Annotated in this window: 21 protein-coding genes; 6 read left to right on the forward strand and 15 right to left on the reverse strand. The window is 60.7% G+C overall.

The window, feature by feature from the left end; genetic code table 11:
• Positions 1-179 precede the first annotated feature (179 nt).
• The 3 genes from HB633_RS09900 to HB633_RS09910 are packed head-to-tail and all read right to left on the reverse strand — an operon-like array spanning position 180 to position 3022.
• Entirely contained in the window at positions 180-1433 is a 1254-nt protein-coding gene (locus HB633_RS09900) for an MFS transporter (RefSeq protein WP_213777927.1), read from the reverse strand.
• 52 nt (positions 1434-1485) lie between these two features.
• Positions 1486-2301 (reverse strand): siderophore-interacting protein, encoded by an 816-nt coding sequence (locus tag HB633_RS09905; RefSeq protein WP_213777928.1) that lies wholly within the window; start codon positions 2299-2301, stop codon positions 1486-1488.
• 28 nt (positions 2302-2329) lie between these two features.
• Positions 2330-3022, reverse strand: coding sequence for a PadR family transcriptional regulator (locus tag HB633_RS09910; protein WP_213778208.1), 693 nt, complete (start codon positions 3020-3022; stop codon positions 2330-2332).
• A 281-nt stretch (positions 3023-3303) separates the two neighbouring features.
• Between HB633_RS09910 and HB633_RS09915 the strand changes: the two genes are divergently transcribed.
• On the forward strand, positions 3304-4299 hold the full coding sequence (locus HB633_RS09915) for an ABC transporter substrate-binding protein (protein ID WP_213777929.1): 996 nt from the start codon (positions 3304-3306) through the stop codon (positions 4297-4299).
• A 51-nt stretch (positions 4300-4350) separates the two neighbouring features.
• On the opposite strand, the gene HB633_RS09920 is transcribed toward HB633_RS09915, so the two are convergent.
• From HB633_RS09920 to HB633_RS09930, 3 genes are all read right to left on the reverse strand, one after another.
• On the reverse strand, positions 4351-5160 hold the full coding sequence (locus tag HB633_RS09920) for a class II aldolase/adducin family protein (RefSeq protein ID WP_213777930.1): 810 nt from the start codon (positions 5158-5160) through the stop codon (positions 4351-4353).
• A gap of 135 nt (positions 5161-5295) precedes the next feature.
• A complete protein-coding gene (locus HB633_RS09925; protein ID WP_213777931.1) occupies positions 5296-7338 on the reverse strand; it encodes a pyridoxamine 5'-phosphate oxidase family protein in 2043 nt (680 codons plus the stop codon).
• 34 nt (positions 7339-7372) lie between these two features.
• A complete protein-coding gene (locus HB633_RS09930) occupies positions 7373-8029 on the reverse strand; it encodes a glutathione S-transferase (protein ID WP_213777932.1) in 657 nt (218 codons plus the stop codon).
• A 114-nt stretch (positions 8030-8143) separates the two neighbouring features.
• Between HB633_RS09930 and HB633_RS09935 the strand changes: the two genes are divergently transcribed.
• Genes HB633_RS09935 through HB633_RS09945 form a run of 3 tightly spaced genes read left to right on the forward strand, consistent with a single transcriptional unit; the run spans position 8144 to position 10133 of the window.
• Entirely contained in the window at positions 8144-9055 is a 912-nt protein-coding gene (locus HB633_RS09935; protein ID WP_213777933.1) for a LysR family transcriptional regulator, read from the forward strand.
• A 33-nt stretch (positions 9056-9088) separates the two neighbouring features.
• Entirely contained in the window at positions 9089-9715 is a 627-nt protein-coding gene (locus HB633_RS09940; protein ID WP_213777934.1) for a cysteine hydrolase family protein, read from the forward strand.
• Positions 9716-9752: 37 nt separating this feature from the next.
• Positions 9753-10133 (forward strand): DUF1090 domain-containing protein, encoded by a 381-nt coding sequence (locus HB633_RS09945; RefSeq protein ID WP_213777935.1) that lies wholly within the window; start codon positions 9753-9755, stop codon positions 10131-10133.
• Between the two features lie 37 nt (positions 10134-10170).
• Here HB633_RS09945 and HB633_RS09950 read toward each other — a convergent pair whose 3' ends face one another.
• Together HB633_RS09950 and HB633_RS09955 are read right to left on the reverse strand one after the other, a co-directional pair.
• The gene (locus tag HB633_RS09950; protein ID WP_213777936.1) at positions 10171-11484 is read right to left on the reverse strand and encodes a protein kinase; all 1314 of its coding nucleotides are present in this window, start codon (positions 11482-11484) and stop codon (positions 10171-10173) included.
• Between the two features lie 55 nt (positions 11485-11539).
• A complete protein-coding gene (locus HB633_RS09955) occupies positions 11540-12451 on the reverse strand; it encodes a LysR family transcriptional regulator (RefSeq protein WP_213777937.1) in 912 nt (303 codons plus the stop codon).
• 148 nt (positions 12452-12599) lie between these two features.
• Between HB633_RS09955 and HB633_RS09960 the strand changes: the two genes are divergently transcribed.
• The gene (locus tag HB633_RS09960; RefSeq protein ID WP_213777938.1) at positions 12600-13469 is read left to right on the forward strand and encodes an NmrA family NAD(P)-binding protein; all 870 of its coding nucleotides are present in this window, start codon (positions 12600-12602) and stop codon (positions 13467-13469) included.
• On the opposite strand, the gene HB633_RS09965 is transcribed toward HB633_RS09960, so the two are convergent.
• Entirely contained in the window at positions 13470-14366 is an 897-nt protein-coding gene (locus HB633_RS09965) for a LysR substrate-binding domain-containing protein (RefSeq protein ID WP_213777939.1), read from the reverse strand.
• 105 nt (positions 14367-14471) lie between these two features.
• On the opposite strand from HB633_RS09965, the gene HB633_RS09970 reads away from it, so the two are divergent.
• Entirely contained in the window at positions 14472-15524 is a 1053-nt protein-coding gene (locus tag HB633_RS09970) for an NAD(P)-dependent alcohol dehydrogenase (protein ID WP_213777940.1), read from the forward strand.
• Positions 15525-15585: 61 nt separating this feature from the next.
• Here the strand turns inward: HB633_RS09970 and HB633_RS09975 are convergent, their stop codons facing one another.
• The 6 genes from HB633_RS09975 to HB633_RS10000 form a co-directional block, all read right to left on the reverse strand.
• Positions 15586-16326, reverse strand: coding sequence for an ABC transporter permease (locus tag HB633_RS09975; protein ID WP_346730298.1), 741 nt, complete (start codon positions 16324-16326; stop codon positions 15586-15588).
• 85 nt (positions 16327-16411) lie between these two features.
• On the reverse strand, positions 16412-17602 hold the full coding sequence (locus tag HB633_RS09980; protein ID WP_213777942.1) for an ABC transporter substrate-binding protein: 1191 nt from the start codon (positions 17600-17602) through the stop codon (positions 16412-16414).
• 37 nt (positions 17603-17639) lie between these two features.
• On the reverse strand, positions 17640-18404 hold the full coding sequence (locus HB633_RS09985; protein WP_213777943.1) for an ABC transporter ATP-binding protein: 765 nt from the start codon (positions 18402-18404) through the stop codon (positions 17640-17642).
• On the reverse strand, positions 18401-19501 hold the full coding sequence (locus HB633_RS09990; protein WP_213777944.1) for an acyl-CoA dehydrogenase family protein: 1101 nt from the start codon (positions 19499-19501) through the stop codon (positions 18401-18403). The genes HB633_RS09985 and HB633_RS09990 overlap by 4 nt, the downstream gene beginning before the upstream one ends.
• Complete coding sequence (locus HB633_RS09995) at positions 19498-20070, reverse strand: carboxymuconolactone decarboxylase family protein (RefSeq protein ID WP_213777945.1); 573 nt, start codon at positions 20068-20070, stop codon at positions 19498-19500. Before HB633_RS09995 ends, HB633_RS09990 begins: the two co-directional genes overlap by 4 nt.
• Positions 20071-20161: 91 nt before the next feature.
• Positions 20162-21121, reverse strand: coding sequence for an AraC family transcriptional regulator (locus tag HB633_RS10000; protein ID WP_213778209.1), 960 nt, complete (start codon positions 21119-21121; stop codon positions 20162-20164).
• Between the last annotated feature and the right edge of the window lie 93 nt (positions 21122-21214).

The following is a 21214-nucleotide window of genomic DNA, read 5'->3' on the forward strand; positions in this document are numbered from 1 at the left end:
ACGCGGCTGAATATCGAGTCGGACTCGATATCAACAGAGCAGATGTGCGCGGGCTTCGTCATTGAATTGAATCAGGGTTTCGTTGCGTTGTGGAGGTCAGATTACCGGTTCTGTGCGCGTTGTGCAACGCATATTCGGGTAGCCTGGCGGACCACTGAACGAGCTGGTCCGCGCTGCTTCTATGCCTCTCCCAGCGGTTCGGCTGCAACGGCGCCTTGCATCGGCTTCTCGGAAGAAGACCTCACACGGCTGACCCATATCGCCGCTGCCACGACTAAGACGGTCGCGAGCCATCCATTGACGCCGTAGCCTTGAATGGTCCCGTTAGCGCCATTCGATAGCAGCAACCCCCCGAGCCACGCACCGCAGCCACTGCCAAGCGCTTGCAGCGCGCTGTTCGTGCTGAGGAATGCGCCCCGGTTTGCAGGCTCCGGAACTGTCGTGAGCAATGCCTGCATGGGAACCATCCGGCCCGAAACTGTCACCATGAACACCGGGAAAAACAGCAGCAGCAATATGTACGGCAGGGCAGGCAAGTGTGTGACGAACAGGATCGGCAGAAGCGACACGGCGACCATCACGCGGAACATGTGGCGGCTGCCGTATCGATCGGACAGGCGGCCAATAAAACGCGAAGTGAAGAACGTCGCCGCGCCACCGCCCATGTAAAGCCACGAGAGTTGCGCTGGCTGCACCCCGTGATTGGCGACCAGCACAGGCGATATGAACGGGATCACCAGCATCTGCGACCCCATGACCACGAAGGTCATGGCGAACGCACTCATGTAACGAGGGTTCGATAGCAGCCGCCAGAGCGACGGCAACACGCTTCGCAATGCGGGCTGCTGTCTTCCCAGATGTTCTGCGAGCACGGGTACAACCCGCATGCAGCCGAGCCAGATCAGCACCGAAAGCACTGTTAGCAAGATGAACGGCGTGTACCACCCGAAGTGGGCGCCAAGCAGGATGCCCGCCGGAACACCCGCCACTGCCGCCAACGAAAACGCCGTCATGATGGTACCCGTCGCGGCGCCGCGTCTTGCTATAGGAATGACGTCGCTGACAATTGCCATCACGACCGAACCCAGCATGCCGCCGGTAATGCCTGCGAATGCCCGTGCTACCAGCAAGATAGAAAAACTTGGTGCGAAGGCGCAAGCAAGATTCGACAAGGCAAACAACGCGTACACGCCCAACAACAAACGACGCCGGTCGAACCGGTCGATATACGTCGCGCCTAGCAGCCCGGAAAGTCCCGAGCACCACGAGTACGCCGATACCGCCGTGGCGAACGCAGCGGGTGAAATCTGAAAGCTCCGCATGATTTGCGGGCCGAGCGGCATCATCACCATGAAGTCCATGATGATGGTGAATTGCGTCAGCGCAAGCAGCCACAGCAGGCGCCGCTCGCGATTGGTGTCAAGACTATACATAGCCATCCTGATTAAATTTATTCTTTTGGACGCGGCGCATGCAATTCAACGACTAGTCGTCGATAGACTCATGAACCGCAACCGCCCCGCGCTTCCAGTAGCTCGAGGCGCGGATACGGGTTTTATCGATACCGCGTTCCGTGCACAAATGCTGACGCACGGCACGGACCACGCTCGACTCGGCCGCCGCCCAGACATAACCTTCGCCAGTAGGCAGATACATTTCGCGCAACGCGAGCAGTAACGCACCGCCCGGGAAGTCCGATTCGCTCCGGTAACGCCATTCAGCGTACAGGTCGGCTTGGGTATCGAATTCGATGCGTGCCGAGGGGTCTTCAACTTCGATCAGCGCTGCAACACGCGTTCCCGCTGGCAACTCTTCCAGACGGCGTGCAATGGCGGGAAGCGCAGATTCATCGCCGATAAGAAGATGCCAGTCGAAACCCGTGGGAATGGTGAACGAGCCGCGCGGGCCGCCAATACCGAGGTACTGGCCAACCTGGGCTTGTTTGGCCCAGGTCGCCGCCGGACCTGCTTCGTGCAGCGCGAATTCAATGTCCAACTCGCCAGCCGAACGGTCGAAACGGCGCGGCGTGAAATCGCGCGCGATCGGCCGTGGCTGGTCGTCGGCAAAGACGGGTCCATTGGGGCCGGCCGTGGGGACCACGGGTTTATCGGCGCCGGGTGCTGGAAAGAACACCTTGATGTGATCATCGAAGGATGCGGATTCGAAGTCGTGAAGATCCTCGCCGCCCATCGTGACACGAACGAGATGTGGCGTTACCAGATGAACCCGCTTGACCTGGAGCAGGCGGAATTTGAGTGTGTGGCGAACGCGGACGACCGCCAGATCGGGTCTGTTTTGCATGCTGTCTTTCCTTGATCGGGATTTGGGCTCAAGCCGGATCGCTCGGTGCCTTGCCTTCTATTTCAGCCGTGGCGCGCGCGAGAATGGCTGCGATTCGGCGTTGTTCTTCAATAGTGGCCTCGGTGCGCATCAGCAGCGCGTGCTTTAGCGCGTGGCGTGCGCGGATGTATTCCGGCAACCACGTATTGTCGCCGTCGCCGTTTTCGTCCGACGTTTCGCCAGCAAACGCGCGGCGCACTGAATCCATCTTGCGAGCAAAATGGCTGAGCTTCGCGAACATGACGTCGACGCGTTCCCGGTTGGCGGCCAGATGCTCGCGGCCCGGATCGGCGAGCGCATAACGCTTGCGGTTTCCTTCCAGTTCGACGGTCGCGTAACCGAGTTCTTCGAGGTAGGTCAGCGCCGGATAAACCATGCCGGGACTCGGCGTGTAGAAACCGTTCGAGCGGACTTCGAGCGCCTTGATCAACTCGTAGCCGTGGCGCGCTTGCTCCGCGAGCAGGGCTAGGAGGAGAAGCTGCAGGTCGTCGGAGGTGAATTTACGGCCGCGCGGCATGCCGTCTTCGCCGCCGCCAAACCCGCCCGGACCGCCACCAAATCCGCCGCGGCCTCCGCCGAATCCATCAGGACCGCCGCGGCCAAAGCCACCGGGGCCGCCGTGTCCACCACGGCCGCCGAAACGGTCTTCGCCGTGGTGACGATGACGATGGGGACGGCTCATTGCGTGCCACAGTGCATGAAGGGCCGAGCGGCCGTCGAAACCGGATGAATCTTGTGCGTGCAGGTGATGACGTTTCATCGTGAAACTCCGTAGTATCGTAAAACACATCTTAAGATATATATCTAAAGATACGAAGTCAACGTGTTTTTGTGTTTTTTGCGCGATAAAAACATGCATTGCTTAGGGTGTACGGCCTCATAACCATATGGGAATTGAATAATTCTCAAGGCGGATGCGCGTCGTTACTCTGGACACTGATTAAGTCCACGAGGGTTATGCACATGGCTGGTTCGGAGGTTTTTGCCGCGAGGCGTCGCGCGTTGCGATTGTTGGGAGCGGTGCCAGCTTTTGCCGCAATTGGCGGGTTGACGATGCGTTCAGCGAGGGCGGCGGATGCCGCGCTGTCTTCAGTCACACTCGTTCTGGGTGATCAGGCGGGCGGCACGCGCGCGCTCGCCGAGGCCGCGAAAGTTCTCGATGGCACGCCGTACGCCTTCAAATGGGCCAATTTCCAGGGCGCGGCGCCACTCTTCGAAGCGCAGCGCGCGGGTGCTGTCGATATCGCCCCGGCAGGCGACCTGCCCGTGCTGGCGGCGGCCGTTGGAGATCCCACGCTCAAGATCGTCGCGACGCGCGTAGGTTCCGGATCGCAACTGGGCATCCTGGTGCCCGCGAATTCGCCGCTGCGCAGCGTCGCCGACTTGAAGGGGCGCACGGTGTTTGTATCGTCCGCGCGGGGTAGCATTTCGCAGTTCCAGCTTTACGGCGCGCTCGCCGAGGCCGGGCTCTCGCGCAATGATGTATCGGTGAGATTCGTGTTGCCGGTCGATGCGTTCACTGCGTTCGCATCCGGCAGTATCGATGTATGGGCGACGTTCGATCCATACTTCGGCACCGCCGTGCAACATGGCGCGCGCGTGCTGCGCGATGGCACGGGGATCAATAGTGGATTGGGGTTCATTACGGCGTCGGGCGAGGCTGCGGCGAACCCGTTGAAACGGCTTGCGATAGCCGACGTGCTGCAGCGCTTTCAGCGTGCGGGCGATTGGGCGATTGCCAATCCTGACGAATACGCACGCGTGTATGCATCGCTTACCCGCCTTCCGCTCGATGCAGCCAAGACCATCACCGCGCGTTCCGCGCTAAAGCAGCGCTTCGTTGCGGACAACGACATCGCGGCGCTGCAAAAGGTGGCGGATAGCGCGTTTCGCGACGCGATCCTGCCAAGGCGGATCGATGTTCGGGCGATATCGGATACGCAAATCGCGAAGGCTTGAGACAGGCAGTCAAGCGTGGACGGCGAATGCGTTCACGCTTGAGGCTTAGTATTAGTCCAGCAGGTCCGGTTCGGCTTCGACCAGTCCTTCGTACAAGCTCTGGAATGAAAACAGCGCGCCGCCCGGTCGTCCCACGCGTTCATGCGTGAGCGCGGCGACATCGTGCGGAATGGGCTGCGGCGTGCCTGCGGCCTCGGCGAGCAATTGTGTGTGGCACGCGTTATCGAGCGCGAGATACCACCATGCGGCAGCTTCCACGGTCGGACCCGCAGTCAGAATGCCGTGGTTCTTCAGGATCACCGCTTTGCTCGTGCCGAGTGCGTCGGCAATGCGTGAGCCTTCCTTGGTGTCGAGCACGACGCCCTGGAAATCATCGAATAGTTCGTGATCCTGATAGAACGAGCATGAGTCCTGCGTCAGGGGATCGAGCTTGCGGCCAAGCGTCGACCATGCCTTGCCATATAGCGAATGCGTATGGGCCGCCGCGACAATATCCGGGCGCGCTTCATGAATCGCCGCGTGGATGGCGAATGCAGCCTGGTTGACGGGACCCTTGCCGACCACGATCTCGCCTTCGCTGTTCACGAGCAGCAAGTCGGAAACCCGCATGCGCGAAAAGTGACGGCCCAGCGGGTTGACCCAGAAGTGATCGGTCCATTCCGGGTCGCGTGCGGTGATGTGGCCTGCGAGACCTTGATCGAACCCGTATCGCGCGAACAGGCGGAACGCGCCCGCAAGACGTTCGAGCCTGTGCCGGCGTTCGGCTGCAAGCGATGCGGGAGGAGGGACTTCGTCGAACCAGAATTTGCGAATGGGCGACGCGTGAAGCGCGAGATCGGGTGTGGCGGGGAGCGTGCTCATGGTTGAATGTCCTTTGGCGATCAGCCGGGAATCGGCTACCCGGTGGATGCTTCAAAGGCTAACATTCGCGCATTCAAGGGTTAAATATCAAATGCAGATAACCATATCGAATGCGCATGATTGAGCCGGTCAAACTCAAGCAACCAGCATCACGACCGAGTCATCGCCCTGACCTGTTCTGGCCGGAATCGCGCTGCAAATCAGGGCATGTCCCGGTTCAATATCTCCCTCGCATGGCACGGGATACGCCACCTCGCCGGACACCACTCGCGTAGAGCACGTGCCGCATACGCCCGATCTGCAATTCGATGGCACCGCCACGCCGTTCGCCTCTGCGAAGTCCAGCAAGCTTCCATCGTCGGCAGACCATTGCGCGGTCTTTTGCGAGCGCATGAAAACAACCTTCGACGAACGCACGGGATCTCGCACAGACGCAACCGGGATCACGGCGGCAAGCCTTTCAGTTCGCTTGACACTTGCCGGCCCGAAGGCTTCGAAACGAATCCGGTCATCGGCTACGTTGAGCGCGCGTAAGCCGGTGTACAGGTCCTGCATGAAGGCGGCCGGACCGCATAGGTAGAAGTCGTAGTCGCCGAACGGCAATACGCTTTTCAAATAAGCGATATCAACCCGTCCGCCTGAGGACGAATCGCGCAGATGAACGGAGAGATTCGGAAACGCTTGCGCCGCAGCGTAGAGTTCATTGGCGAACGGATGATCGATCGGCCGGCGCGCGCCGTGGATGAAATAAACATGCTCCGGCTGAGCGCGGTCGATCCGGTTCGCGAGCGCGCTGTTCAACATTGCGATCATCGGCGTGATACCAATTCCCGCCGATACAAACACAACGGGACGCGAGGTCGTCTGGTCGAGTACGAATGCACCGCCTGGCGCCTTGGCCTCGATCACGGCGCCGGCCTCAACGTGTTCATGGAGCCACGTCGACGCTACGCCCTCGCGCTTCACCGTGATCCGATAGTGCCGGCCATCATGCGCGTCGGATAGCGTGTAGGTCCTGATCAGCGGCGCAGCGTGGCCTGGGATGCTCAAACGGATCGGTAAGAACTGACCCGGCTCGAAAGCCTGAAGTGACATGACGTCGGCCGCTTCGAAATAAAACGACCTGATGCCAGGCGCTTCGTCGCGAACATCGATCACCTTAAGCTTGCGCCATACGCTCGGTGCTTTTGCCCAGCTTCCTGTCTTTTCCAACTGCGGCGCATATTGCACACCTGACCAGCGTAAGGGCAGGGCACGACGAGTCCGCCGAACTTCACGAACCGTCCAGCGAATGAGGCGTTCCGCGCCAACGAATGATTCGAGATCCTTCCCTTCCCAGATCACTTCGGCATCCACGGCGAGGTACAACAGATCGCCGCTGACAAAGTCGATCACGAGCAAACCGGCGCGCGGATCGCGCAGCAGGTTGCCAATGGTATTGAAAAACAGGTTGCCGCTGAAATCGGGCGTTGTGAGGGTACGGTTATCGTCTATACGAATGAAACCCGGCTTGCCTCCACGATGCGACACATCCGCGCCGCGGCCGAAGCCTGCATCGTCCGACGTGTTCGCGCTCGCAATAAAGAACGTATCAGCGTTGGCGATCAGTTCGCGGTCGGCATCGCTCAGATGATCCGATACGACCGGCGTCTCATCGTCGTGCGCTTGCATGCTGAAATCGACCGGCTCAGGGGTACGGCTTTGAATGTACTTCGCGCAGTTGCCGTAGCTCTGGCTGACGGCCACGGTCATTGCATGTTCGTCGATAGATGTGACGACGCCATTCACACGATTGCGTCTGCGCGTGGCAGGCTGAATGCCAAGTCCGCCCAGCAAGGCGCCCACTTTCCATGTGCCTGCAAGCGGATCACCCTTCAGGCTGCGGCCGGCAATGCGCAGCGTGCGCTCATCGGGCGTGGAGACAAAACCCGCCTCACCGATGCGCAACGTAGCCCACGGTTGCCCGGACGCGTCGACGCCACCGAGCACCATGAACGGTTGCTCCGCGAAAAACAACCTGTGCTGCTCGGGCATGTAGTCACGAATCCCACGCCGCGCGTTGACGTCCATGCGCTCACGTACGCCTGCACGTTCCTGCGCCGCGAGTTCGCCGGCGTGGAAGGGTGATTCAGCGGCGCTCCATCCTGCTGGAGGCGTTGCGACGAGGGTATCGGACATGATCGTTCACCCGTTGGTTGGTCAATGCTGAAGGTCAGGCCGACTCGGCGAGCAGGCCGGCCTTCGTGACAGGCATGGGCAGGAAATGCGGCAGCGCTTCGACGCGTTTTAACCACGCGCGCAGATTCGGATAGGGCTCGAGCGAGATGCCGCCCTCGGGCGCATGGGCAATGTACGAGTACGCCGCGATATCCGCGATGGTGGGCTTTTGCCCGACCGCGAAAGGCTTGTCACGGAATTCCGGCTCGATGATCGCAAAGAGATCCTCGGCAATGCGCTTCGCCGCAGCGTGATCGCGCGGCGCGCCGAACACGGTGACGAGGCGGGCCGCACATGGGCCGTATGCAATCTTGCCCGCCGCAAGCGACAACCAGCGTTGAACGGCAGCGGCACCCAGAGGATCTTCAGGCAACCAGGAAGCATCGCCGTACTTGCTTGCGAGATACACGAGGATTGCGTTTGAATCCGTCAGAACAATATCTCCGTCTTCGATCACCGGCACTTCGCCGAACGGATTGAGCGCAAGATGCGCAGGCTTGCGGTTATCGCCCGCTTTCATGTTGAGTTCGATCGTCGTGAACGGCAGGTCGAGCAACGTCAGGAAAAGCTTTACGCGATGCCCGTGTCCGGACAACAAGGTGGTATGCAAACGGATTGGCTGTTCTGGCTTTGGCTTGTTTGAGGCAGTCATGGTTGGATCCCGGCGATGTGAATCGTGAATGAATGCCCCTAGCATAAAACGCCACGGACGACGCGAGAAGACGGATAATCGCGGTAACACAATCCTCTTAAAGTGGACAATCGGATGACCGACCTGAGTGGGGTGAATCTCAACCGGCTGGTGGTCTTCGCGGCAGTGGTCGAGGCAGGATCGCTGACTGCCGCCGCCGACCGCCTGGGGATAGCGAAGACCATGGTCAGCACGCATATGCAGCGGCTCGAGGCGGAAGTAGGCGCCAGCCTGCTCGTGCGAACCACGCGCCGCGTCAGCGTGACCGAGGCGGGCCACGCGTTTTACGCGGCCAGCCGGCATATCCTCAACACGGCCGAAGACGCCATCTCGGCCCTCGCGCAAGGCTCCGGCGACCTGCGCGGGACGTTGCGCGTGGCAACGCCGATCGACTACGGGACGAACGTGATTGCGCCCATGCTCGTTGGCATGCGTCAAACGCATCCGGAGTTGAAGGTCGAGCTGGTATCGGCGGACAGGCTGGTGGATCTGGTTGCCGAAGGTGTCGACGTCGCCATCCGCCTCGGGAAGCTTGCGGACTCGAGTTATCGCGCGGTGAAAATCAGCGGCTTCGAGAAGTGGCTGGTCGCAAGTCCTGAGTTCGTTGGTACATGGGGCAAGCCGAGCAAGCCCGAAGCGCTCGCGAAGCTGCCGTTCGTGGCCATGTCAGCGTTGACGAAACCCCTGGTGGTGTCGGTTGAAAGCCGGCGCGGCGCCAAGCGCACGATCCGCTTCAGCGCAGGCTTTTTCGCCGATACCGCGCCCACCTGCCGCGCGGCGACGCTCGCGGGCGGTGGCGTGGCGTTTCTCACGGATTTTTCGATTGGCGGCGACGTTGCCGCAGGGAAACTGTTGCGCTTGTTGCCGGAGTGGTCGGGGCCGCCGACCGGGATTCACGCGGTGTTTCCATCGGCGCGGTATCCGGTGCCGAAAGTGCGCGTCTTCATCGACGCGCTTAAGGCTTATCTAGCGCGGGACGTTGTATAGTCGCGAGCAGTGTCGTCACAAAGGAGCTTTGCCATGCCGTCCTCACCCCGCCGCGCGCTGATCGTTATCGACGTGCAAAATGAATACGTTACGGGCAATCTGTTGATCGAATATCCGGACGTGAACGTATCGCTTGCAAACATAGGCCGCGCAATCGACGCCGCGAACCACCACAACGTGCCGGTGGTCCTGATCCAGAACATCGCGCCTGAAACTTCGCCGTTGTTCGCGCGTGGATCTGCGGGCGCCGCGCTGCACGACGTGGTGAGCTCCCGGCCGCACGCGCAGTTGATAGAGAAGTCTCTGCCAAGCGCTTTTGCAGGAACGAATCTGGGCGACTGGTTGAAGGCGCACGAAATCGACACGCTCGTGATAGCCGGGTACATGACGCACAACTGCGATGACTCGACCGTGAAGCATGCGGTTCACGCGGGTCTTTCAGTCGAGTTTCTCGTCGATGCAACCGGTTCCGTGCCTTACGAAAATCGCGCGGGATATGCGAGTGCGGAAGAGATTCATCGCGTCTTCACGGTGGTCATGCAGTCGCGGTTCGCCGCAGTGCTTTCCACCGATGAATGGATCGGCGTGCTGGAAAGCGGTGCCGCGCCCGTGCGCGACAACATCTATACGTCGAACCAGAAAGCAATCGCTCGCGGTTGACATCGAGTCTCGTCTGCAATACCAACCAGGAGAAGAAATGCGACGTTTTCTTGTAGCTGCCACTCTAAGCGTGCTTGCAACGAGCGCCTTTGCCGACGCGAATAGCGAGACGTGCCAGCAGAAGCAGGACAGGATCAACCAGCAAATTGAATACGCTCAGGCGCATAACAATACAGCGCAACTCAAGGGCCTGCAGACGGCACTCGATCAGGCCAAGCGAAACTGCTCGGAGGCGTCGCTGGAAAAGAGGCGGCAAAGCCGGATCACGAACGCACAGGCAAAGGTCAATGCGCGAGAAGCGGACCTAAAGAAAGCGCAGGACAAAGGCGACGGACCGAAGAAAATCGCCTCGCGACAGCGCAAACTGGATGAGGCGCGTGAAGAACTCAAGCGCGCTCAGGATCCGGTTGGTCCTTGAATGACCCGAGAGCGTCGGGCGCTGCGCCGGACGCTCTTCAATTATGCATAAGCGCCGCCAACGCCGCGACGATCTCGCCGAACAGCGGCCGTTCATCGATTGTTTCGCTCAAGCATCTGTTTTTCAGCTCGGTCAGCGAAGGCTTGGCTGAGTCGCATCGATCGATCAATTCTTCCAGCAGGCAACCAAACGCCCTTACCTCCAGACGCTGAAGCGATAAAGCGTGGGTCGCTTGCCGCGAATAAAATGAAGCCGCGCCGAAGTCGCCCATCAGCGCGCGGCCCTCGCCGCAATGCAGGATGTTGTGTGCGTAAAGGTCCCCGTGCATGATGCCTTTCGCATGCAAATGACACGCGGCCGATGCAATCCCGAAAGCGATGCTCAATGCGGTTGATAACGTGAAGCGAATATTGTTGGCGTAGATATCGCGTGTGCAGGAGTCGAGGCTTGGCGGACCCGCGAGATTCCTGAACTGTGGGTCAATCAATGAGAGCACGAGTGCATCGGCGCCTTGCGGATGCGCGTGCACCCTGCCGAGCACCGAGATCAGATTTGGATGCTCGCCCGCGTTGATGCATGCCGCCATTTCGCAACGGGGCAGACCATCGCTGGTAACCGCGCCCTTGAACAGCTTGACCGCGACCGGTTGATGTCCGCCATCCGGCGTTGAATAGATTGCACTATAGATCACGCCGGAAGCACCTTCGCCCAAAACTTGTTGAAGCTCCAGATCGCGCCACTCGATAGGCTTGATCGGCGTATGCGTCAACGCTTCCATTTCCAGCGCTTCACCGAGCGGATTGCCCGCATAAGCGAGCCACGACAAGCGCGGCATGGACGTGAGCCAAGCCGGCAACTCATCAAGCCGGTTCGCGGCGAGCCGCAGCAGTTCGAGCCGCGAGCACGCAGCAAGTCCGGGCGGTAATGTCGTTAAGCGATTACCTGCGAGCATCAGTTTCTGAAGCTGTCTGCAATTTCCTATCTCGAGGGGAAGCGCTTCAATGTGGTTATCGGTGAGGATCAGCCAGCGAAGCGTCACCGGCAGCGCTGTGCCCGCGACTGTGGCGATACGATTCGCCTTGAACCCGATCATGCTCAACTGGGGACATTGCCCGAGCACCTCGGGCAACTCGGTGAACTGATTGTTCGAGCAGAAGATGATGCGCAGTTTGCGCAGGCGCGGAAGATCGTCCGGAAGCGACGACAACGCGTTACCAGATAAATCGAGTGATTCGAGCGTATCGGCGAGATCGAAAATTTCGCGCGGGAACTCGGTCAAGCCGCAGGACATCTTCAATTCCCGCGTGCCCGCCGGCATTCCGGCGCGTAGTTCTTCAAGCGAAGTGATCACAATGCGAAATCCATGGTCGATGCTGTTTTGTATCGCAAGATTTTACGGGGAATCGTTATAACGCATCGGCACCCAGAATCTCGATCACGAAATCGATAAACGCCCGCACCTTGGCCGCCGGCAAATGTCGTGACGGATAAAGCGCGTAGAGCGCAAACGCCTCGCCGGTCCATTCCGGCAATAATTGCACGAGCCTGCCTTTGTCGATGAGTTCCTGCACGCCGCTCGCCTTCAGCCGCGCGATGCCCGCGCCTGCAAGGCACGCACCGAGCAACGTGCCGGCATCGGTTACGAGCAAACGTCCTGATGTTTTTGCCGGAACGATCTTCCGGCCCAGTTTGTATTCCCATTCCATTGGCTCGCCCGTCAGCGAATTGCGCATCTGGATGCAGGCGTGCTGGATCAAATCAGCGGGCGTTTCCGGCCGGCCATGTTTCCTGATGTATGACGGTGCAGCGACGGTCACGGTGCGTGTCTCGAGCAACTTGCGCGCAATGAGCGACGACGATGGAGGTTGTCCGAAGCGAATGGCGATATCGAATCCGTCTGCCACCAGATCGCCGAGTTGATCTCGCGTGACCAGTTCGAGCGAAAGCTCGGGATAGCGATCCAGGAACTTCGCGAGATGCGCTGCCAGCATCCGCCGCGAAAAATACCCGTCCACATTCACGCGCAGACGTCCCTGCACGGCAGCGGACGCGCCGGCCGTCATGGTGACGGCGTCGCCAATGCTCGCCAGCAGCGGACCAATCTCCTGGTAAAGCCGGCGTCCTTCGTCCGTCAGCATCACCGAACGCGTGGTCCTGTCGAGCAGCCTCACGCCTATGCTCGTCTCCAGACGCCCAACGGCGCGGCTAACTCCGGACGGCGATAAACCCAGCGCATCCGCCGCGCGCGCAAAACTACCGCCTTCCACAATTGCGGCAAGGACGCTGATGTTGGCAAGCGTACGTCCGTCGAAGCTCATGATTTGACTCGTTCTGGATTCGTGCTGAAAGGTCACTAATGAAGTGACGTATGGTCGATTCCATCAATGATCGTGCGCCTCTATGATGCACTCAATCGCAGATGAATCAAACGGTTTGCGCTTTTTCAACTTTATCCGGAGCCTCATCATGTACGCAATCACAGGCATTAGCGGCAAGGTCGGCGGCGCGCTTGCTCGCACGCTGTTACTGAAGAACCTTCCGGTGCGCGCCGTTGTGCGGGACGCAGGCAAAGCGCACCACTGGACCTCACATGGCTGCGAAAGCGCGCTCGCCGACATGGAAGATGTGGCCGCCCTGACCGCCGCGTTCAGCGGTGCGCAGAGCGTGTTCATATTGCCTCCGTCGAACTTCGATCCATCGCCGGGATTCCCTGAGGCACGTGTTGTGATCGATGCAGTCAAGGCCGCGCTGGAAGCCGCGCGTCCCGCCAAGGTCGTGTGCTTGTCGACTATTGGCGCACAGGCCAGCCAGTCGAATCTGCTTACGCAGCGCTCGCTGATGGAACATGCGTTGAGTCAGCTTTCCATACCTGTCACGTTCCTCAGGCCGGCGTGGTTCATGGAAAACTCGGCGTGGGACGTAGCGTCTGCGCGCGATCAAGGCGTCGTTCAAAGCTTCCTGCAACCGCTCGATAAACCCGTGCCAATGATCGCAACAGCGGACGTCGGGCGCGTGGCTGCCGAACTCCTTCAGCAGGACTGGACCGGGACACGTGTGGTGGAACTGGAAGGGCCGCATCGCGTGAGTCCGAACGACATTGCGGCGGCGTTCGCGAAAATCCTCGGGCGCGATGTCCGTGCAGAAGCGGTGCCGCGCGAAACGTGGGGCGCGCTTTTCAGGTCGCAAGGAACGAACGATCCGATGCCGCGCATCCAGATGCTCGATGGCTTCAACGAAGGATGGATCAAGTTCGAAGGCGCCGCGAACAGCGTGATGAAAGGCGAAGTGAGACTGGAGACGGTCTTGCGCGAACTGGTGGAACGCACGGCCGGATGATCAGCTGGAACTGGATTCCCGCGCCATATCGATGAAAGCACGCAACGCCGGCGACGTTCTCCGCTGGCGCGGGTAGTACAACATGAAGCCCGGGTAATACGGGCACCAGTCCTCGAGCACCGTAACCAGACGGCCTTGTTGGATGAGATCGGCAACGATCGCTTCCATGCTGAACCCGATCCCGATGCCATCCAGCGCCGCCTGCAACGTCCGCTCCAGGGTGCTTACCGTGACGCGTCCTTTCACGTCGATCTCCAGCCGCGTGCCGTCCTTTTCGAATTCCCATTTATAAAGCCGACCGCTCGGAAACCGGTGACGGATGCAGTTGTGGGCGAGCAGATCGTCTGGATGGCGCACGGGCGGGCGACCTTCCAGATAGGCCGGGCTCGCAACCGCGAGACTGCGCTGCGCCGGGCCGATATGAACCGCGACCATGTCTTCGGGTACGGACTCCTGGAACCGGATGCCGGCATCGAAACCGAGACCGACGATATCGGCGAGGCTGTCGTCTTCGACGATCTCAAGCGCAATATCCGGGTAAGTTGCCAGAAAGCGCGGCATGAGCGGCGCCACCACGAGACGCGCCGCGACGTGCGACATGTTGAGGCGCAATGTGCCGGTGGGCGTTGCGCGAAAGTTGTTCATTTCCTCTAGCGCGTCGCCAAGATCGTGCAAAACCGGTTGAAGGCGTTCGAGCAGACGCTGGCCGGCGTCGGTCAGCGCAACACTGCGCGTGGTGCGGTTGAACAGATTGACGCCCAGCCGTTCCTCGAGTCCGCGGATCGCGTAACTGATCGCCGACGTGGAAAGCCCCAGTTCGGCGCCGGCTTTCCGGAAACTGCCATGCCGGGCGACTGCTGCGAACGCGGAAAGGTGTGAGAGGTTATCGGTGAGCATGATTGTGCAGGATTATTCAACGATTCATGCGATAACTCAAGCTTGCGCCTGGCGGTTGGTGTGCTTATTGTGCGTATACGTTCAACAAAGTCAGATAAGGACACCATGTTTCAAGCCAGAGGATATGCAGTCCACAGCGCGACCACGCCGCTTGTTCCGTTCAGCTTTACTCGCCGCGATACCGGGCCCAACGACGTTCGCATCGAAATCCTGTTCGCGGGGATTTGCCATTCGGACCTGCACCAGGCGCGCAACGACTGGAGCAACTCCTTATATCCGATGGTGCCGGGGCATGAAATTGTCGGACGCGTGGTCGAGGTCGGCAGCAACGTGAAGAAATTGAAAGTCGGCGATTACGCAGGCGTTGGATGTCTCGTCGATTCATGCCGGCAATGTTCGGCGTGCCGCGAGAACCTCGAACAATACTGCGAGGAAGGCCCGACACCGACCTACAACGGGAAGGAACGCGGCAGCGAGCAACTGACCTTTGGCGGCTATTCCGATCAGATCGTGGTCGAAGAGCGTTTTGTGGTGAAGGTCTCAGCGAATCTTGACTTGAAAGCGGTCGCGCCGTTGTTGTGCGCCGGTATCACGACCTATTCGCCGCTGCGTCACTGGAAAGTCGGGCCGGGGCAAAAGGTCGGCGTGATCGGGCTCGGCGGGCTCGGGCATATGGGCGTCAAGTTCGCGAAGGCGTTTGGCGCGCACGTGGTCATGATCACGACGTCGCCGGGCAAAGGGCAGGATGCGAGCCGCCTGGGCGCCGACGAAGTGCTGATATCGACCGATGCCGCGCAGATGGCCGCGCATGCGGGCAGCTTCGACTTCCTGCTCAACACCATTCCAGTCGGACACGATCTCAATCCGTACATGACGCTGCTCAAGCGCGACCGGACCATGGCTTTAGTGGGCGTGTTGACGGATACGGAGCCGCTTGCGGGTGTGAGCGTCATCATTGGACGGAAATCCGTGGCGGGTTCGGCAATCGGTGGTCTCGCCGAGACGCAGGAGATGATGGATTTCTGCGCCGAGCACGGCATTGTGAGCGACGTGGAAATCGTGCAGATCCAGGGCGTCAACGACGCGTATGAACGTCTGTTGAAGAATGACGTGAAGTACCGATTCGTAATCGATATGGCTTCGCTTGCGGAAGCCTGAAGCTTAAGCGGACGATTGCGGACACATATGCAAAGGCCACGCATGCGCGTGGCCTTTGCTTTTATTCGTCGCCTGCGACGTGTCCCGCCCCGAATCGCCGATAAACCATCCGCGCTGCGTAATCCAGCAAGAATCCGAGCGCACCGATCACGAGAATCACCGCGGTCAGCTCGGAATACGCGAGCCGGTCGCGAGTATCGAGGATCAGATAACCCAGCCCCGCGCTGACGCCGAGCATTTCAGCCGGCACGAGCACGATCCAGAGAATCCCGATCGCAAGGCGCACGCCGGTCAGCACGTGCGCCGCAATACCGGGCACATACACGTGCCACAGCATCTCAAAGCGCGTGGCGGCGAGACTTTCGCCAAGCTGCAGCCAGCGCTTGTCGATCTGCGCGACACCTGCCGCGGTGCTCATCACGAGCGGCCACAACGCGGCGAACGCAAGCAGGAAGTACACGGCTTTATCGCCGACACCGAGCGACATCACCGCTATCGGCATCCACGAAAGCGGCGAGATCATGCGCAGGAATTGCAAGGTCGGGGACAACGCGGCGTCGAGCCAGCGCAACTTGCCGACAAGAAACCCCAGCGGCACGCCGATCAATAACGCCCAGGCAAGTCCCACCGCAATACGGCGCAAGCTCGTGACGATGTGTTCGAACAAGCGGTCGTCGTTGATGAGCGAGGGCAGTGCAGCAATGGCGCGCGTCGGCAGAAATTGCGCGGCGAGGCTGTCGCGACCGGCCGCGAGCGTCAACACAATCCACCACAACGCAACCACGGCCACGATGCCCGCGATCCCGGGCCACGTGCGTGCGAACCACGAGCGCTTGCGCGGAGACGGTTTCGAACCGGCCTCCGCGAGCGCGGATGAAGAAGACACGCTAGACAACGATGCTCTCCGAACGCGCGAAGCCTTCCGGCAAACCGAAGGTCTTCATGCCGCCGACCGCCGCGACGCTGTTCTTCACGAAACGGTCATCGACGAGATCACGCGCGACGAACGCCGGATCGAGCTTCGCGAGAAATTGCGCATTTCCTTCAACCTGCGTTGTCTTCATCCGCTTGACGAGTTCCTCGGTATAACTCGGGAACGGATACGGCTGGAAATCGATGCGCTTCTCGTGCCAGTCCGCATGAACGATGGCGCGATCGGCGAGATAACGGCCCGCGTCATCCGCTGATGGCGCCAGCACGCGCGTAAGCACTTGCGGAGTGTGCGGCGTGTAATGATTCTTGCCTTCCTTTGACAAAAGCTGCGCCGCTTCCGCCGGATGTTCACGCGTCCAGACCTGCGCCTTGACAATGGCATCGACGACCTTCTGCGACCATGCCGCGCGCCCGGTCAGGTCCTGCTCGTGCATGAACACGACGCAGCACGCGTGGTTCTTCCAGACATCGCCTGTAAAGCGCAGCACCTTGCCGATCTTCAAGCCTTCGGCCGCAGCATTGAACGGTTCAGCCACGATAAACCCCGCGATCTGCCCCGACGCGAGAGCCGGCGGCATATCGGAGGGCGACATCACAATCAGGTTCACTTCGTTCGACTTGACGGCATCGGTTTTCTTGAGCACCGGCACGAGCCCTTGCGCGCGCAGCATGTCCTGCAAAACGAGGTTATGGATGGAATACCAGAACGGCACCGCAACCGTCTTGCCGCCGAGATCGCCAAGCTTGTCGATGGAAGGCGCAACTGTCAGCCCCGAGCCGTTGACGTGATTCCACGCGACCACTTTTGCGGGCGCCTGACTGCCATAACGCGCCCAGACGGTCATCGGTGAAAGCAGGTGGACCACGTTGACCTGTCCCGAGAGGAACGCTTCGACTAGTTGCGCCCAGCTACGCAGCAACGTCGGCTTTTCAGCGGCGATGCCGGCTGCATCGAAGTAGCCGTTGTTGTGCGCGACGAGCAGCGGCGTGGCGTCGGTGATCGGCAAATAGCCGATGCGCACCGGTGCGTTCGGGTCGCTCGCCGCGCGCGCGTTCAGAGAACTCAGCAACGGCGCCGCGCCCGCGACAGTGAACATGGAGGCGAGTTTCAGCCACTCGCGGCGGGACATTGGAAGCTGGCACATGGTGGTTTTGCGTTTCCTTGTTTTTATGAGGAGCTTGTTATGCCGCAGTCCTGCTGCGCGCCATGGAATCCTGCAGCGCCTGGAGGATCTCGATGCGTAACGCGCCGAGCGCCTGAACCTGAGCCGCACGCGGCGCCGGAACCGTGACGTGCCATTGGGCGATCAGCGAACCTTGCGCGCCGAGCAACACGATGCGATCGGAAACCAGCAACGCTTCGTCGATGTCATGCGTCACCAGCACCGTACCCGCGTGCGTGTCCTGCACGACCTTGAGCAAGAGGCGCTGCATGTCGGTGCGCGTGACTTCATCGAGTGCACCGAAGGGTTCGTCGAGTAACAGCGTGCGTGGCTGGCGCGTGAGACAGCGGGCGAGGGCCGTGCGCTGCGCCATGCCGCCGGATAGCTGGCGCGGCATGTAGGCTCGCGCGTGAGCGAGGCCGACTTCATGGAGTGCGGCGGTGACGCGCTCGCGCCGTTCGGCGCGCGTGAGCGATGGTTGGCGAGAGAAGCCGAGTCCAAACCCCACATTGCGTTCCACCGACAACCACGGCAGCAGACAAGGATCCTGAAACGCAAGGGCGACATCCGGGCGCGGTCCTTCGAGCGGTGCGCCATCCACGAGAATGTGCCCCGATGTCGGCTTGAGCAATCCGGCAAGAATGCGCAGCAACGTGGACTTGCCCGAGCCGCTGGGCCCGAGGACGGAGACCAGCTCGCCAGGCTGAACGCTGAAATCCACACCGCGCAAGACGGTGCGTCCGGGATAACTCAGGCTTACGCCCCGCGCATCGACAAGGCTCATGCGGCTTGCGCCTTTCTGTGCATCGCAAGCTGGTTTTTGAGCTGCACGAGACTCGGCGTGACAATGGGCACGAACGCCGCTTCGCGCATGCGCCGGGCGGTGCCGCCTTGTCCGCGCAAGTAGCCACGGCCGCTGGTGACCTGGACTTCGAGTCCAACGGCAGCTTCGACAACCCCCGCCAGCGCGATACGAATTTCGAACAGCGCGGCGGGCGCGGTAACGAAGATGCCCTTGAGCACACCGTCTTTCAATCGATGCGTGAGGTCGTCGAGATCACGTGCGAGGTGTTGTGCTTCGTCCGCGACGGCGGCCCGCGATGCCGGGCCCGTTTCGCTGACGGCGGCAAGGCAGCGTCGTGCAAGCCCGATCGACATGCCGCATTGAAGGCCGAGAAAGCTCGGGCGCACCTGTGCGAGCCATGTCGGGGCATCGGCGGTGATGCGGTAGGTTTCATCGAGCACCGTGCCTTCCACGCGCAGCGCAGCCGTATTGCTTGCGCGCAACGCGATCAGGTCGAGGTCTTCGCTGCGCGTGACGCCTTTCGCATTGTGCGGAATTGCGAAGATGGAGGGTGGCGTGTTGCTCTCTAGCGATGCATGATCGAACGCCGCAGCCGCTACGAAAGCTTGCGGACGCAGGTTGGTGATCCACGGCAGGGCGCCTTCGAGTGTCCATTGGCTGTTGCCAAGAGAGCGCGCTTTCATCTGCAGCGGTTCGATGTTCGACAAGTATTTCATCGCATTCGACAAACCCGTCGCGCCCGCCAGCTCACCGCTTATCAGCGCATCGATCCAGCGCGTACGCAATGTTTCGTTCGGGCTCTGCAGCACGTATTCGATGAACGTCCGCTGTCCCCAGAACACAAACGCGGCCGCAAGCGAATGCTCGGCGACGTGCGCCACGGCCTCGATTGCGTCGGCGATCGTTGCGCCCGATCCGCCAAGATGCGCAGGTACGCCAATGCGAAACACGCCCGCGCGGCCGAGCTGCGGCAAGATCTCGGACGCGAGTTCCTGATGAGCATCGATCGCTTCAGCGTTCGCGTCGAGCCACGCTTCGAGTTCGGTCGTGTCGGGCTGCGCCCCTTGGGTTGTCATGCAGCGTTCGCCTTGGCCTGTGGTTGCCATTTGTATGCCGCAAGTTCCGGATTGAGTTCGTTTTGCGCCAGGTTGTTGGCGAAGTTGCAAAGCGTAGCGAGGCTCACGCCGAGCACGACTTCGAGTGCGTTGGCGTCGGTGAAGCCGGCGGCGCGAAAGCTGTTCAACGCGTGATCCGATACCGCGCCGCGTGCCGCGATCACCTCACGCGTGAAGACCGCGATTGCATCGAGTCGCGCATCGGCAATCGGCGTTTGATCACGAATCGAATCGACGACCGGGGCGTTCAATTGTGCCTTCTTCAAGGCGACCGCCGTGTGTCCGGCGACACAAAAACCGCAGCCGTGAATGGCGGCGGCGGTGACCTGCACGGTCTCGCGTTCGGCGAGCGTGAGGCCGCTGCGCCCATTGATGCCGGCGACGGTCAAGTAGGTTTCGAGCGCGACGGGCGCGTTCGCAAGCGATGCCACCAGGTTCGGCAGGAAGCCGTTGTTCGCCAACGCCTTCTCGAGAAAAGGGCGGCTTGCTTCGGGCGCGCTTTCAATGGTTTGCAACGGCAGACGGCTCATGACATTTCCTTGTAGTCGAGCCTGCATTGTCCGCGAGCGGCGGTGCGCCCGGCAATGCGCGCCCGTCTGCGATTCATGCGCGTTTGTCTATTTAGTGGACCGGATCCGCCTGGTCTTGCGCCCGGTTCTTTCGGTAAGCGCCCGGTTGTTCGCCAGTCACGCGCTTGAACGCTTGCGCGAACGCCGATTCGGACTGGTAGCCGACGAGTTCCGCGGCATCGGGCGTCGGCGTGCCGGCCCGGAGCATCGCGGCCGCTACCTTCATACGAACCAGCGTCACGAACTGCGCGGGCGGCTGACCGCATGCTTCCATGAACTGCTTGCAGAAACGCGCGCGGGACATATGCACAAACTCGGCCATGGAGTCGGTGGTCCAGCGCTTCGCGGGGGTATCGATGATCGCCGTAATCAGCGGCGCGAATTCCGCGCGGCGCATGAGCGACCACAGACCGGGCGCAATGTCGTCGCGTGCCGCGACCGAGCGCAGCGCGTAAAAAAACAGTAGTTCTGTGAGACGTGCGATCAACGGCGACGGCGTTTCCGGATGACGATGCGCCTCCGCGCGAATCAGGTCGAACACGGCGCGGGGACCATCGAGTACAGCGGAGTCTTGGCGGGCAACGATGTGATCGGGAATCAGGGCGAGCAGCTGATCGTCGAGGCCTGAGCGGAATTCGAAGAACCCGCAGGCGAGGCCAAGGCTTTGTTGCGGTAACGACTCGGCAGAAGTTAAAGGCTGCATGGCGCCGGCGCGAGCGCTTTCCTGACCGGTCGACGGCGCGACAGGCGAAGGCGAAAGGCAGTGCGGCATGTCGTGCAAAAGGAAAACCGCGTCGCCCTGATTCAAATGCACGCTCGATGCCTCGCGCCCCGGCTTGGCCGGCAAATGCAGCCAGCATTCGCCATGAAGCACTACATGAAAGCTGGCTTGTTGATGCCCGGCAGTCGACGCCTGCCACGCCCCGCAATACTGGCCGACATGAAACAGCGTACTTTTCAGTTCCAGACCAGCAAGCAGCCAGTCGGCAATTTTTTCGGCGTTGGGTGACATGACAAGGTTGGCGATGGTCGGCGAGCGAGCTCTATAGGTACCTGTCATGCCGTTTTTAAGCAAAGAACTTGTAGTTGGATGCTTATGCGCTTT

It is taken from the genome of Caballeronia sp. dw_276 (assembly GCF_018449635.1).
GTDB lineage: Bacteria > Pseudomonadota > Gammaproteobacteria > Burkholderiales > Burkholderiaceae > Caballeronia.

Bases quoted from the DNA above. Each gene is read 5' to 3' on its own strand.
- HB633_RS09990 (WP_213777944.1), bottom strand. From the start codon at position 19,501: ATGACAACCCAAGGGGCGCAGCCCGACACGACCGAACTCGAAGCGTGG.
- HB633_RS09910 (WP_213778208.1), bottom strand. From the start codon at position 3,022: ATGAGCCGTCCCCATCGTCATCGTCACCACGGCGAAGACCGTTTCGGC.
- HB633_RS09980 (WP_213777942.1), bottom strand. From the start codon at position 17,602: ATGTGCCAGCTTCCAATGTCCCGCCGCGAGTGGCTGAAACTCGCCTCC.
- HB633_RS09940 (WP_213777934.1), top strand. From the start codon at position 9,089: ATGCCGTCCTCACCCCGCCGCGCGCTGATCGTTATCGACGTGCAAAAT.
- HB633_RS09905 (WP_213777928.1), bottom strand. From the start codon at position 2,301: ATGCAAAACAGACCCGATCTGGCGGTCGTCCGCGTTCGCCACACACTC.
- HB633_RS09965 (WP_213777939.1), bottom strand. From the start codon at position 14,366: ATGCTCACCGATAACCTCTCACACCTTTCCGCGTTCGCAGCAGTCGCC.
- HB633_RS09995 (WP_213777945.1), bottom strand. From the start codon at position 20,070: ATGAGCCGTCTGCCGTTGCAAACCATTGAAAGCGCGCCCGAAGCAAGC.
- HB633_RS09945 (WP_213777935.1), top strand. From the start codon at position 9,753: ATGCGACGTTTTCTTGTAGCTGCCACTCTAAGCGTGCTTGCAACGAGC.
- HB633_RS09900 (WP_213777927.1), bottom strand. From the start codon at position 1,433: ATGTATAGTCTTGACACCAATCGCGAGCGGCGCCTGCTGTGGCTGCTT.
- HB633_RS09920 (WP_213777930.1), bottom strand. From the start codon at position 5,160: ATGAGCACGCTCCCCGCCACACCCGATCTCGCGCTTCACGCGTCGCCC.
- HB633_RS09930 (WP_213777932.1), bottom strand. From the start codon at position 8,029: ATGACTGCCTCAAACAAGCCAAAGCCAGAACAGCCAATCCGTTTGCAT.
- HB633_RS09960 (WP_213777938.1), top strand. From the start codon at position 12,600: ATGTACGCAATCACAGGCATTAGCGGCAAGGTCGGCGGCGCGCTTGCT.
- HB633_RS10000 (WP_213778209.1), bottom strand. From the start codon at position 21,121: ATGTCACCCAACGCCGAAAAAATTGCCGACTGGCTGCTTGCTGGTCTG.
- HB633_RS09985 (WP_213777943.1), bottom strand. From the start codon at position 18,404: ATGAGCCTTGTCGATGCGCGGGGCGTAAGCCTGAGTTATCCCGGACGC.
- HB633_RS09955 (WP_213777937.1), bottom strand. From the start codon at position 12,451: ATGAGCTTCGACGGACGTACGCTTGCCAACATCAGCGTCCTTGCCGCA.
- HB633_RS09915 (WP_213777929.1), top strand. From the start codon at position 3,304: ATGGCTGGTTCGGAGGTTTTTGCCGCGAGGCGTCGCGCGTTGCGATTG.
- HB633_RS09925 (WP_213777931.1), bottom strand. From the start codon at position 7,338: ATGTCCGATACCCTCGTCGCAACGCCTCCAGCAGGATGGAGCGCCGCT.
- HB633_RS09935 (WP_213777933.1), top strand. From the start codon at position 8,144: ATGACCGACCTGAGTGGGGTGAATCTCAACCGGCTGGTGGTCTTCGCG.
- HB633_RS09970 (WP_213777940.1), top strand. From the start codon at position 14,472: ATGTTTCAAGCCAGAGGATATGCAGTCCACAGCGCGACCACGCCGCTT.